Origin of the sequence: Lentzea nigeriaca, from assembly GCF_016907955.1 — a bacterium.
Classification (GTDB): domain Bacteria; phylum Actinomycetota; class Actinomycetes; order Mycobacteriales; family Pseudonocardiaceae; genus Lentzea; species Lentzea nigeriaca.
The window spans coordinates 54,390-67,167 of sequence record NZ_JAFBCX010000004.1 but is presented as its reverse complement, the minus strand read 5'-3'; the positions used below and the strand labels follow the sequence as shown (position 1 = coordinate 67,167).

General features: G+C 70.0%; 10 protein-coding genes. 7 read left to right on the top strand and 3 right to left on the bottom strand.

Going from position 1 to position 12,778, the window contains the following annotated elements; genetic code table 11:
- Nucleotides 1-11: 11 nt before the first annotated feature.
- On the top strand, nucleotides 12-2,099 hold the full coding sequence (locus JOD27_RS14795) for a M6 family metalloprotease domain-containing protein (protein WP_204762824.1): 2,088 nt from the start codon (nucleotides 12-14) through the stop codon (nucleotides 2,097-2,099).
- Here JOD27_RS14795 and JOD27_RS14790 read toward each other — a convergent pair.
- Both JOD27_RS14790 and JOD27_RS14785 read right to left on the bottom strand, forming a co-directional pair.
- Nucleotides 2,096-2,584, bottom strand: coding sequence for a hypothetical protein (locus JOD27_RS14790; protein ID WP_204762823.1), 489 nt, complete (start codon nucleotides 2,582-2,584; stop codon nucleotides 2,096-2,098). The two genes, JOD27_RS14795 and JOD27_RS14790, sit on opposite strands and share 4 nt — an antisense overlap.
- Before the next feature lie 32 nt (nucleotides 2,585-2,616).
- Nucleotides 2,617-3,072: a hypothetical protein gene (locus JOD27_RS14785; RefSeq protein ID WP_204762822.1), complete on the bottom strand. Its 456-nt coding sequence runs from the start codon at nucleotides 3,070-3,072 to the stop codon at nucleotides 2,617-2,619.
- A gap of 165 nt (nucleotides 3,073-3,237) precedes the next feature.
- Between JOD27_RS14785 and JOD27_RS14780 the strand changes: the two genes are divergently transcribed.
- The 3 genes from JOD27_RS14780 (at nucleotide 3,238) to JOD27_RS14770 (ending at nucleotide 5,290) form a co-directional block, all read left to right on the top strand.
- Nucleotides 3,238-3,633: a hypothetical protein gene (locus JOD27_RS14780; protein WP_204762821.1), complete on the top strand. Its 396-nt coding sequence runs from the start codon at nucleotides 3,238-3,240 to the stop codon at nucleotides 3,631-3,633.
- A gap of 302 nt (nucleotides 3,634-3,935) precedes the next feature.
- Nucleotides 3,936-4,439 (top strand): YbaB/EbfC family nucleoid-associated protein, encoded by a 504-nt coding sequence (locus JOD27_RS14775; protein WP_204762820.1) that lies wholly within the window; start codon nucleotides 3,936-3,938, stop codon nucleotides 4,437-4,439.
- A gap of 17 nt (nucleotides 4,440-4,456) precedes the next feature.
- The gene (locus JOD27_RS14770; protein WP_204762819.1) at nucleotides 4,457-5,290 is read left to right on the top strand and encodes a WXG100 family type VII secretion target; all 834 of its coding nucleotides are present in this window, start codon (nucleotides 4,457-4,459) and stop codon (nucleotides 5,288-5,290) included.
- A 64-nt stretch (nucleotides 5,291-5,354) separates the two neighbouring features.
- On the opposite strand, the gene JOD27_RS14765 is transcribed toward JOD27_RS14770, so the two are convergent.
- Nucleotides 5,355-6,044 carry a hypothetical protein gene (locus JOD27_RS14765; RefSeq protein ID WP_204762818.1) on the bottom strand — a complete coding sequence of 230 codons (690 nt, stop codon included), beginning with the start codon at nucleotides 6,042-6,044 and terminating at the stop codon, nucleotides 5,355-5,357.
- Nucleotides 6,045-6,876: 832 nt separating this feature from the next.
- Here JOD27_RS14765 and JOD27_RS14760 point away from each other — a divergent pair.
- From JOD27_RS14760 to JOD27_RS46630, 3 genes are read left to right on the top strand one after another with little or no spacing between them, the layout of a single operon-like run.
- The gene (locus tag JOD27_RS14760; protein WP_204762817.1) at nucleotides 6,877-9,921 is read left to right on the top strand and encodes a DUF8616 domain-containing protein; all 3,045 of its coding nucleotides are present in this window, start codon (nucleotides 6,877-6,879) and stop codon (nucleotides 9,919-9,921) included.
- Nucleotides 9,918-10,475, top strand: coding sequence for a hypothetical protein (locus tag JOD27_RS14755; protein ID WP_204762816.1), 558 nt, complete (start codon nucleotides 9,918-9,920; stop codon nucleotides 10,473-10,475). Before JOD27_RS14760 ends, JOD27_RS14755 begins: the two co-directional genes overlap by 4 nt.
- Before the next feature lie 34 nt (nucleotides 10,476-10,509).
- Nucleotides 10,510-12,726 carry an SseB family protein gene (locus JOD27_RS46630; RefSeq protein WP_204762815.1) on the top strand — a complete coding sequence of 739 codons (2,217 nt, stop codon included), beginning with the start codon at nucleotides 10,510-10,512 and terminating at the stop codon, nucleotides 12,724-12,726.
- The last annotated feature ends 52 nt before the right edge of the window (nucleotides 12,727-12,778 follow it).

The following is a 12,778-nucleotide window of genomic DNA, read 5'->3' as shown; positions in this document are numbered from 1 at the left end:
ACGGTGGTGGTATGGACCGCAGACACCGGCGCCCTGCCCTGATGATCACCGCGCTGTTGTCGGTCGCGATGATCACGGCCGGCAACTCAGCCGCTTCCCCTGACCAGCCAGCGCATCCGTGGCAGTTCGACCACTGGCCCCAGCAGCAGCCCTGGCAGCAGGCCAGGGACGCGGCACGCGTGGCCGCCGTCGACGGGTTCCCCGGCCCGATCGACCCGCAGAACTGGGTCAACCCCGACCACATGACGTGGGAACGTGACTACAAGAAGATCCCCGGAACGAACTGGGCCGACCCGGCCGTCCGCGGTTCGGTGCGCGACTTCAAGGGCGCACTGGTTCTCCTGGACTACCCGAACCAGCCGTTCGTCGTCACGCAACCGAAGAACTCCACGGTGTTCGGCAACCCGAGCGTGGAGGCCAACAACGTTCCCCGCGGCCAGGTCGCGCAGTTCTACCAGGACTTCCTCAACAAGCCGAACGGTCTCAACCGCGGCCACACCGTGCACGAGTACTGGATGGAGACCTCCGGCGGGCGCTACGGCGTCGAGCTGAAGGCGTTCGGCCCGTACACGATGCCGGGCAAGGACCACGAGTACGCCATGGAGTTCCAGGGCGGCACCGGTTGTCCCGCCGGTGACTCGTGCAACCGCAACATCCGCACCGACGGCCGTGCCGCCTGGGTCGCCGACGTCGGCAACGAGGTGCCCAACGGGTACGACTTCATCTACTACCTGTCCGCCGGCCAGGACGAGTCCGGCACCTGGCAGGAGTTCGGGATGATGAAGTTCCGCACCAAGGAGGACGTCACCGACGACTTCGGCCCGCCGGACCCCGCGCTGCCGAACTGGTCGAAGACCCGGTACGTCGACTGGACGTCGTGGGCGGCGGGGTCGAGCATCTGGCCCAACGCGGGCGGTGGCTCGTCCACCCAGGCCGAGAGTTCGGGCCAGGGCGTGTACGCGCACGAGCTGAGCCACATCCTGGGCATCGGCGACAACTACAACAACCCGTACGGCAGCCCGCCGCGCCGTGACTACAGCGGCCCGTGGGACATGTTGTCGCGCGGCTCGTTCAACGGCCCCGGCGGCCCGCACTCGCGTTGGACGATCCCTGCCACCGGCGGTGCGTCTCTCGGCGCGCAGCAGACGTTCCGCAACAAGATCAAGCTCGGCATCATCGACGAGCGCAACGTGCTGCGCCTGTCCAGGGAAGCGCTTTCCAGCTCCGGCCTGGTCATCGCGAAGATCACCGCCCGCGAGGTCGATCCCGGAGCGACCGGCCTGACCGGCATCAACCTCGCGCTCGGCACCGGTGACAAATCGCCCTCGTGCAACGTGAACACCAACCCGTTCTGCGACGGCGGCGGCTACAACAACTACACGCTCGAAGTCGTCGACAGGATGGGCGCCGACTCGTTCACTCCGGACGCGGGTGTGTTGCTGGCCAAGACGAAGAACCAGGACGCGGCCCCGTTCACGTGGGTGATCGACGCCAACCCGCAGGACATCGGCATGACCGACTACGTCCTGCCCGACGGCACCAAGGTCCCGATCACGATCGGCGACTACCGGCAGCTGGCGGACGCGTTGTTCCACGTCGGCACGAACTCCGGCAGCGAGTACGAGTACGTCGACACGGCCAACCGGCTGCACTTCTACGTGCTGGACCTGCAACGCGACTCGCGCGGCGTGCTGTCCTACACCGTGGCGATCCGCTCGCTCGACGGCGCCGGCCCGCAGCAGCGAGGCGTGCGGGTCACCCCGACCGCGGCTCGCGCCGACGGGACGGGCGTTGCGACGTGCCGCTTCCCGTTGACCAACACGGGTCGCACCGCGCCGCCGGGAAGCCAGCACCCGGAGCCCGTCGACCAGTACCTCGACGGTGACGTGTACCGCGTGACGGCGAAGGCGGAGAACGGCTGGTCCGTCTCCGTCCCGAATGCCTTGGCCACGGCCAAGTTCGGCGGCCGCGTCGACGTTCCGGTGCACGCGCGGCGCACGGGTGGGCCGATGTCGTCCAAGGTGACCCTCACGGCCACCTCGGAGAGCAACCCGGCCAAGACCGCGACCGCCACCTGCACGGTGACCGGTCGGCGCTAGACGGTTTCGTCCAGGTGCGCGTCCCACACCGCGTTTGCCTCGGTGTGGGACGCGGCACCGACGAAGAACGCCTCCGCCATCGCGTCGAACTCCGGGTCGTCGCAGTCCGCGTTCATGAACTTGGGCTTGTGCACGGCGAATCCGCGCGGGTCCTGCGCCGGCCGGTAGGGCACGGCCAGCTGCAGGCTCTGCCGGTACGCGCCGTACTGGACGGCCTCGATCAGCAACGCGTCGGTCTTGCCCTGGTCGAGGTGGATGTAGCCGTCGGCCACGAGCACGGCGCCGACCCAGCTGGGATCGCCGTCCGCCAACGCGTCCTGGCCTGCGCGGGCACCTTCCGCGTAGTCGTCGAACATCAACCGGTCCATGCCGTACTCGCCGTCGGCGTGCAGGTACCCGAGCAACGGGATCAGCGTCTCTCCCTCGGAGACGCACCAGACACCGTGGGCGGCGAAGAACCCGGCCAGCCTTGCTGTCTCGATCATGGCGGACACCATGCCAGGACGGAACGCGGTTTTCAGCGAGTTCGCACAGATCGGCGGCGTTGCTGTGGAACCGGTCCGGAAGTCAGCATCACGAAACCCGCGAGCAACACGATGGTTCCGCACGCCACCCACGTCCACGTCCTGACCGCGGAAACCGGTGCCGGCACACCGATGCCCAGCAGCAGCAACGGCATTCCCAGCGCGTAACAGATCCCGGCCGCGAACGTCCGCCCCGATCCGTTGAGGAGCAGCGGAACCGCGGAGACGCCGGCGAGCACCGCGAAGACGAGCCACGCGTACGTCAGTCCGGTGTGGAGCGCGATGGTGACGTCCAGGCCGTCCTGCGAGCGGATCGCGAGCTCCGTCTCCGCCTCGTAGCTGAACCCCACTGCGGCGCGCGTGCCCGCGACAACTGCTGTAAGCACCAACGACACGCCCAGGATCGTGCGGCCACGACGGGCTGGGTCGACTCGCTTCCTGGTGTCCACGCGCCCAGTCTGCTGGCCTCCGCGGGCAACGTGGCGCCGCACACGCCGAGATGCACTCTGTAGTGGTAAGCGATTCCCGCCATCGGCCCACTCTCCTCATAGGACAGATGTGCCTCTTGCCGCATTTCGTGAGTGCGTGAGCCGAGGATCTGCCAACCTCGGTCCGTGATCAGAAACCTCCTGCTGGTCCTGCTGGCCGTCGCCGCGTCGACCACAGCGACCGCCTGCGGCGTCTTCTGCACGGACTCGGCACTCGAAGCCCGTCCGGCGTCCGGCACGCCGCTCGCGCTGGAGGCCGTGTTGTCCTCGGACGGTTCACCGGTGTCCGGCGGCAGGGTCGCGTTCTACACGCGCGCCACCGGACCTGGCGGTGAGGAAGGGCGCCTGATCGCGCAGGCCTCGACGGATTCTTCAGGCGTGGCAAGGCATGTGGTGCAGGGCGGCAAGCAGGCTCTGCACTACGAAGGCGCGACGCTGGACGGTTACAAGGTCACGTTCCAGAACCACGAGGTGAACGGCGTGCGCTACTGCTCGTCGTCGGCGGAGGGAAGCATCGCGTAGGTCTCCCGTTGAGTCGCACGGCACGGGGGCCAACTGAGGCCACCGACAGTCCTCGCGCGCCAGCACCCGGTCGCGTGACGTGCGGGTCCTAGTTCCGGGGAGGCCCGCTACCTGCGGGTTTCTCTCTCGCGGCCGTGTCTCGACCACGGACCGGAGCCGTCCGCCGACCGAATCGGGCTTGGCAACCGGTTCGGGAGCGGAGTCCGTTACGTGAATGGACTTGATTGGGTTGTTCAGGCAACGCGTCGACCTCGGTTGTGGAATCCTCTGGGCCGTACGGTCGAGTGCGAGATGGAGTGCTGGTGAAGACGCCCGAGGAGTGGATGCGGGACTTCGAGGCGAAGATCGCCGAGGCGCAGGCGAAGGCTGCCGCGGTGCAGGAAGGACTGGCGCAGGCGGGCGGGTCGGCGTCGTCGAAGGACGGGTCGATCACGGTGAGCGTCGCGCCGAACGGTGCGCTGACCGGCCTGGAGCTGACGGCGGAGGCCATGCGGAAGGCGCCGGGTCAGCTGTCGGGGGAGATCCTCGAGATCGCACGCCGGGCGCAGCGTGGTGCGGCGGTGAAGGTCGCGGAGACGTTCGGCGCGGTCGAGGGCGAGGGCTCGGAAACCTATCGCCTGATCACCGAGTACCTGCCGCCTGCGGAGGAGGAAGAGCAGCAGCCGTCGGGCTATGCGTTCAACGAGGAGTACGAGGAACGCGCCGTGACCGCCGCACCGGCACCGCCGGCTCGTCGTCCCGCGCCACGTCCGAGTGTGGATGAGGACGAGGACTTCGGCGACGGCTCGATCTTCAAGAACCGCTGATCGGCCCTGGGGGAACCGTGGCAGAGGAGAACAGCACGACCACGTGGTCGACCGGCGCCGGCGTGGTGGACAGCGTCGCGGGCTTCGTCGATTCGCTGACGTCGGAGTCCGAGGGCGAGGGGCCGGACGTCATCGACGTCGCGCTCGGCGGTGCCGGCATGGTGGTGGACGTGGTCGCCACCATGGCGAACCCGCTGAGCATGCTCGCGTCCGCGGGCGTCGGCTGGCTGCTGGAGCACGTCGACTTCCTGCGCGAGCCGCTGGACGCGTTGCTGGGCAACCCCGACGAGATCAACGCGAACACCGACCAGCTCAAGCAGGCCGCGCTCGAGATGAAGATGATCGCCCAGGAGCACCGCGAGGATCTGCGCGGTGTCTCGGACTGGGAGGGTGCGGCCGGGGACGCGTTCAAGCGTGAGATGGAGCAGATGGCCGGCGAGTACGAGGCGCTGGGCAAGACCATGGACGGCACCGCGGCGATCTACGCGCTGTCCGGTGCGCTGGTCTGCGAGCTGCGGTCGCTGGTGTTCGGCTGGATCTCGGACCTGATCGGTGAACTGATCGCGAGCGCGTTGATCGCCGCGGCGTCGGCGGTGGTCACGCTGGGCAGTTCCATCGCGGCGTTCGCGGGCTATGCGGGCACGCGCGCGGCGATGATGGCCACCAAGATCGCGGGCAGGCTGTCGAAGCTGGCGTCGGCGATGGCCCGCTTCGGTGGCCGGATGGCGAAGCTGGCGCAGAAGATGGAGGGTCTGGTCAAGGGGCTGGAGCGGTTCGCGGAGTACGGCGGTTACGCGAAGTCCGCGTATGACGCGGTGAAGCCCTACGACATGCCGCCTGCCACCGCCTGATGACCGGCAGGACTCGGGGGCCTTCCTCTCATCACGGCGGTAGCTCACACAGCAGCAACAGCGGTCACAGCACACCATCGACGCCGTCGTCGTCTTCGCCAGGTGGTGTCGGCGGCCGTGGCACCCGTATGGACCCGGATGCCGTCGAGTCGCTCGGCGGCAAGATCACCAACCGCGGTGACCAGGTCCGTTCCAGCGTCGCGAGCAAGCTGAACATCAACGCCACCTCGGGCAGCGCGGGCGTGTTCGGCCAGGTGGCGATGCAGCACGCCGACAAGGCGATCCAGACCGCCCGCGGCGGCGCCGAGAAGGCCGCTGCCGCCGCGGACAACGCGGGCACCAAGACCAGGGAAACCGCCCAGACCGCGCGCAACGCCGACCAGTCGGTCGCGTCGTCGATGAACCGCATCCAGCCGACCGCGCCGACCCAGACCTCCACCAACTCCTCCAGCAGCACACCGGCTTCCTCGTCGTCGTCCTCGGGCAACCGCACCTCGGCACCGCCCCCGATCCCCGGCGGCACCTCCGGCAACGGCTCCCCGAAGACGCCCTCGGTCTCCAGCCCGTCGGTGAAGCTGCCGGACAGGCCGGGCGGCTCCACCACGCCGTCCGGCGCGCCGACGACCAGTCCGGCAAAGCCTTCGACTTCCGCTCCGCCTGCGGGCGGTCGACCGTCTGCGCCCGGTCTGCCCACCGGTGGTGGCGCACCACCCACGCCGAGCCCGGCAGGCCCCGGTGCGCCTCGCCCCGCCACGACACCCGCTGGTGGACCGCCTGCGGCTGGTCAGGGACGTGCGCCCGTCGGTGGCCCGCCTGCGGCCGGTCAGGGACGCCCGCCTGCCGGCGGACCCCCTGCTGGAGCCCCGGCGGCTGGCGGCCAGGGGCGTGCTCCCGCGAGTGCTTCCGCGGCTGGCCAGGGACGTGCTCCCGCTGGGGCGCCAATGGCTGGTGGCCCGCCCGCGGGTGCGTCGGCTGCCGGTCAGGGTCGTGCTCCCGCTGGTGGATCACCTGTCGGGGCCCCGATGGCTGGTGGCCAAGGACATGCGCCTGCCGGACAGGGACGTGCACCTGCGGGCGGACCCCCTGCTGGAGCTCCGTCGGCCGGTGGCCAAAACCGCCCGCCGGGCACACCGGCGCAACCGATGGGCACGGCCGGCCCCGGCGCACCCGTTCACGCGGCGTCCGGCCGAGGTGGCCCTGGTCAAACTCCCGGCGGACAGAGCCCGACGGGCACGAGTCCCGTCCCAGGTGGACGCGGCCCGACCGGCACCGGCCCCTCGCCGGGTGGACACAGCCCGACAGGTGCGGGTCCCACCCCCGGCGGAATGCCCCCCGGCGGAATGCCTCACGGTGGTGCGACTCCCCATACCTCGGCTCAAGGCTTCGGTGGCCCGCCACCCGGAGCACCTCCCGGCAGCCCGGGAATGCGTCCTGGCGGCCCCGGCATGCCCGGCGACGCCCCCGGCACTCGCCCAGGCATGCCGCCAGGTGGCCCCGGCATGCATCCTGGCCAGCCTGCCGGCGGCCCTGGCATGCGCCCTGGTGGTCCCGGCAACGGCCCCGGCACGCCACGCGCTGGCACTGGCATGCGTCCCGGAATGCCCGGCAGCGGCACGAGCAGCCCACCTGGCACGCGCCTCGGCATGCCTCCCGGAACCCCCGGCAATCCCGGCATGGGCGGACGTCAGCCGGCCATGCACCCCAACGCTCCGAACGGCCTGGGCGCGCCCCGCCCCGGCGGCCCGCCGCCCGGCTTCCACCAGCAGCAGGCCCCGTCCCACCCCGCACAGCACCGCGCGCCAGGCGTGCCCGGCCACGGCAACCCGCCCGTTCCGCACGGCGGCGAACGTCGTCCCGGCATGCCGCCGCAGTCGTTCGCGCCTCCCGGCCGGCCGCATCAGGGCATGCCACCCGCCCCCGGCTCCTTCGGGCCGACAGGAACGCAGCACCCCGGCTCCTCCGGTCCTACCGGGACCCAGCCGACGCCGGACACCCACCAGCGGACACCGGACACGCACCGGTCCACACCGGACACTCAGCAGCGGACACCCGACACCCACCAGCACCACACGCCGCCGCCTCCCGGCCCGGACGGCGGACCGCCGGTCGCCATGCGGCACGTCGACCCGTCCATGCACGGCGTGGACCCGTCGAAGATCGCGTACCGGGACGTCCCCGGCTGGATGCGGGACGAGAACGCCCTGTACCGCGGCGATACGCGGTCGCCGGAGGAGATCAAGGCCGCGGGCGGCTTCGACGTGCCGCGGCCCCGCGAGAAGCCCGACCTGCTCCAGCACGTCGACGGGCACACCAACGCCTACGTCAGCACCAGCTCCGAACAGCACAAGGCGATGGAGCGCGCGGGCGTCGGCGAAGGCAAGATGTACGTGGTCAAGGCGCCCGGCGGCATCATGACCGACGACACGCTGCACAACGTCGGCCACGGCCGCGAGTACGCCGAGAACGAGACGCTCTTCCCCGGCGGCGTCGACTGGCGTTATGTGGAGGGCTGGCACCAGGTCCGGCGCGAGGCGGGCAAGTACGTGCTCGGGCCGTTCGTGCCGAACCCGGACTTCGTCGGCCACAAGACCGCCTCCGACAGCACCACGACGCAGTCGGATGTCCCCACCGACTCGCGCAGTCCAGCGGACCGGCCGGCGGACCGGCCACGCCCGAGCCGCGAACCGGCTGCGCCACAGCACACCGAATCCCCGGCGAAGGTCGAGACACCAGACCAGCGCCCACCCGGCCCGACACAACCACTGCCGGCCCAGCCGCGTCAGTCGGACCTGCCACGCCCTTCCATCGCGGATCGGCTCAACACCGCGCAGCCGTCCCAGCCGGCCGGCCACTCCGACCGCCCGGCAACGCCGACGAAGACGGACCGGCCTTCCACGTCGTCGATGCTCGACCGCCTGAACGGCCAGGAGTCCACCAGCCCGCCGGTCCCTCAGGCCTCACGGGACCACACCCCACCGAGCCGCCCCCAGCCCGAGGCCGCTCGAACCGACCAACCGCACGCGTCCCAAGACCGTCCACAAGCAGACCAGGACCGCCCGCACCAGGCCCAGGACCGTCCACAAGCAGACCAGGACCGCCCGCACCAGGACCACGACCGTCCCCACCACGACCAAGACCGTCCGCATCAAGACCAGACCCCGCAAGACCGGCCACACCACCAGGACGAGCCGTCCACACAGGACCACGACCAGCGCCACGACACCGGCCGCCGCGACGAAGAACCCCCGCAACGCCCGCAGAAACCGCTCAGCGACCGCCTCGGCTCACTCAGCGAGGAACTCGACCCGGTCGTGCGCGACCACGTGCACAGCACCCCCGCCGGCATGTCGATCTACGACAGCAAGGCGGACAGCAACAATCTCTACACGGCCAGGGAACTGCCCAGGATCCCCGGCCAGTTCGTCGTCGACGTGCACAGCAACGCGACCAGCGCACACGTGCGCAACTACCCGCTCACCCCGAGGGATGTAGCGGACATCGTCCGCGCGAACCCCGACTACAAGCCCGGCGACCCGATCACCCTCGTCGGCTGCGACGCGGGCAAGCGGGACGACGGGTTCGCGGCACAGCTCGCCCAGGAGCTCGGCGTGCCGGTCACCGCGCCGAACACGGACGCCTGGGTCGACTACGACGGCAACCTCTTCGCCAGCAGGAGCGACAGCAACAACCGCCCCGGCTGGCCGCCGGACGGCGAGTGGCGCACGTTCGGTCCGGACGGCTCGCAGACCATTCACGAAAGTCCTCACCCGCCAGGGCACGAGCCCACCTGGGGCGACGAAACGCCCGAGTCCGCGCCGGGGTCCGCCGAGCGGCGGGGCGAGCGGGAGGACGACTTCCGCGAGTTGCGCGAGGAGAACCGCGAGAAGCGCGAGGAGGGACTCGACTCGGTCCGCGAGCTCACCGGCCGCAACCCGAGCACGGACGCCGAACGTCGCCCGCACGAGCGCACCCTGTCGACGGCGCGCTACCGCAGTGACCGCGACGGCGAGTCGGCCGACTTCTACAACTTCAGCGGCAAGCAGCACGACTGGAGTCCCGCGGCGGAAGCCCCGACGCAGCCGCCGAAGAACGAGCGCCTCTTCGAGACGTCCAACGCGACCTCGTACGACCCGGAGAACGGCGGCTGGCGCGACGGCAGCGGCACCCCCAGGGCCAACGACTCGGAACCGAAGATGTTCGAGGACCTCGCCCGGCACCAGCTCGCCGAGTACAGCGGCTTGTCCCGCAACGAGGTCGACACGGCACTGCGGCAGGCCAACAAGATGGTCGACACGCTCAACAAGGAAGACGAGAACTACTACAAGAACGGCTTCAAGGGCGAGGTGCAGCGCACGCAGGACCGCATGTCCCTCGCGATCGACGAGCTGAACAAGCGCGCGGCGGCGAAGGCGGAGGCGAACGGCACGACCTACACGCCGTTCTCCGCCGCGGACATCTCAGGTGATCTCCGCATGGTGGTCGACCTGCCGTCGGCCAAGCGCGACGGAACACCGGCCGAGTTCCAGATCTGCATGTCGTGCCAGAAGGTCATGCTCACCTACGAGCGCATTTTCCCGAACATGCGACTGGAAGTCGTCAACCGAGCTGGAGAAAGGCTCTACCCGCTGTGAACCAACCGACTGACAACCCGAGCGAGCGCATCGACGCGATCTTCGACCGCGTGTGCGCGGCCGGACTGCGCCGCGGGTCCGTGGTCGGCGCGTCCGACGACGAGATCGACCAGATGGCGGCGGAGCAGGGCGTGGACCGCGTTCCCGAGGCGGTGCGCGAGGTTCTGCGCATCATGGGTGTCCAATCAGGACTGTGGCTGGCCGGCACGGCGTTCGGGGTCAACGCGATGACCGCCGAACGCAAACGGCACGTCGTCGCCACGCTGAACCAGCTCGACCACGAGCTGACCGACCCGCGCGGCCTGCTCGCCCTTACGGCGCACCAGGGTTACGCCTACCACGTCGTCGACGGCGCCGACCTGGACCAGGACGACCCGCCCGTCTGGGACGTCGTCGAGGGCGAGGGGGCGCGCAAGGCGTGGGACAGCGTGAGCGACTGGTTCGCCGGGACCTCGCCGAACGTCACCGATCTCCGCGACATGCTGGAGATGATGGAGGAGATGGGCAAACAGCCGCCGAAGTGGGCAGAGTTCGTCGAACCGCGACAGTCGTGACCGTTTTTCCCGTGTGCGCCGAGGAGTGAAGCACGTGCAGTTCGACATCGCGATCGACGGGGACAAGGCGTTCCGGATCGAGCCCGGCACGGACGCTACGACCGCGCAGTTCGAGACGGTGCTGGGCGCCGAGATCTGGCGCATCACCGAGGAGGGCGCGGCACCGACCGACCTGGATCCGTTGCAGGGCCATGTGAGCGACGAACGGCTGGTCTTCCTCCGCGAGCTGCCACCGCTACCCGGCGCGTGGCCGCAGTACCCGTCGCTGCCGCCCGGCGACACGATGCCGCGCACCAACACCTCGATCCTCGCCCAGGTCGAGGAAGCTCTCGTCGCGCACGCTCCGGACGGCTGGCAGCAGATCGACCTCCGGTGCCGCGCGCTCGCCCGCCGCATGGAGATCGAGGCGACGGTCACTGTAGACGGCACCGTGCACGTGTGGGCGCCGCCGGTAATGGTCAGCCAATGGCTGCACCGGCAGCGGATGCGCGACTTCCGCAACAGCCTCGGCACTTGGTTCGCCGCCGCCTTCACGTTCGTCGCGGGCGGCGAGACCACACGCCGGTTCCTGATCGAGGGCCAGCCGGAGTGGCAGATCGCACCGGGCCACGGCGCCGCGCTCCAGCACGCCGCCGACGAGCTGCGGCTGCTTCCGCGGCGGCCGGAAGCGGTGCCGGACTGGATGTGGCTCGCGGCGGGCAAGATCCAGCAGGACGGCCGCACCAGCGCGCTTGAACCGCGGCAGCAGGACACCCAGATCGAACTCGCGCGCGCGTTCGACGTGATCGAGGACGGCAAGGGCATCTGGTACCGGCCGATGATCGGTGCGAGGGAACAGGTTCTGCTGTTGCGCTACCTGGAGAGCGCGCCGGTGGTCCTGTCGTCACGCGGCTCTGCGAAGGACCTCTTCACCGGCGGCGAGGAGGAAGTCGTGCCGCTCGCCTTCCAGACGGACGGCCGCTGGGTGTGGCCCGCGAGCGTGGCGTACTACCTGCGCGAGCACCAGATCCCGCCGTCGATGGCGTTGGTCGACCACATCCGCCAGCAGCGCTACGAGCTGCCTGTCGTCGCGGAGATCGCGAAGGCCCGTGCCGCCGCGCTCGCGATGGGCAGGCCGTTCAGCGAAAAGCAGGTCGAAGCGACGTTCCGCAAAGCCCTGACCCCGCTCCTCGACGTGATCAGGCGCATCCAGACCAGCCCGCGCTTCTTCAGCCTGGAGGGCCACCGCGACCAGGCGTGGTGCCTGGTCCGCGACGGCGACTGGTACGAGGTCTACTGGGCAGAAGGCGAGCTGAAGGAGAAGCACGAGCGTTTCGCCGACGTCCGCAACGCCGTCACCTACCTGATCGGCCAGCTCATCGAGAACCAGGACGCGCTGCAGTGGGAGGTCGGGGAGGAACTCCCCGCGTGGCAGTCGCCGTACCAGGTCATCTCCGAACTGGACCCGCCGCTCGACACGATGACCGGCGTGCGGTTCACCAAGGTCGAAGACCTGTTCGTGCACCGCTACGGCGCCCCGGACGGCAACCTGGCCTACGAGACCGAGATCGAGTCGGACCGTGAACACCACCTGTACCGGCTCAAGGGCCCGTGGATGCTGATCACCGCCGTCACCGCGGAAGGCGCCCGCGTCTACGTCCTGCCGAAGCCGTTCCTCGAGTACCCGGACTACATCGACGACTTCACCCTGCACCCCGGCCTGCCCCCGGCCACGGAGTCCCTGCGCGAGCAGGCCCGCCGCCAGGTCCCGGACACGTGGCTGTGGTGCGCCGACCCCGAGGTCAACCCGAACTACATCGAAGGCATCCCGGACGCGACCCTGTTCGGCGCCTACGCCGTCGGCGAGGACGGCGAGCTGACCGGCGAGACCTACCTGAACCCCAACTACAGTCCGGGCCCACGCCGTCGCGGCTTCCCGGAACCGCTGTCGGACCTGGACGTGGTGCTGGGCTACGTGGCGGTCGGCTGGGCACCGCAGCAACGCCTGCTGACGGCAACGCTCGAAGCCAACCTGATCGCCGAGACCGACGGCCAGGGCAACCTGCGCATGGGCGTGACCCAGGACGGCAAACGCTTCGTGGCGGTGTGGACGGCACCAGGCCACGTGCCGCAGGGCGCCGCGTCACCGATGCAGACGACCGGCCGCGAACTCGCCCCGGTACTGGCGGGAGGCGTGCTGGCGATCAACCCCGGCGGCGTGCTCGGCGTGGAGCTGCCGGGCGACGACCTGATCGCGGCCCTGAACACCTGAGCAGCGGCAAACAGCAGGAAGGGCCGTCACCGAGATGGCGACGGCCCCGCTG

Bases quoted from the DNA above. Each gene is read 5' to 3' on its own strand.
- JOD27_RS14795 (WP_204762824.1), top strand. From the start codon at position 12: ATGGACCGCAGACACCGGCGCCCTGCCCTGATGATCACCGCGCTGTTG.
- JOD27_RS14790 (WP_204762823.1), bottom strand. From the start codon at position 2,584: ATGATCGAGACAGCAAGGCTGGCCGGGTTCTTCGCCGCCCACGGTGTC.
- JOD27_RS14760 (WP_204762817.1), top strand. From the start codon at position 6,877: ATGCGTCCCGGAATGCCCGGCAGCGGCACGAGCAGCCCACCTGGCACG.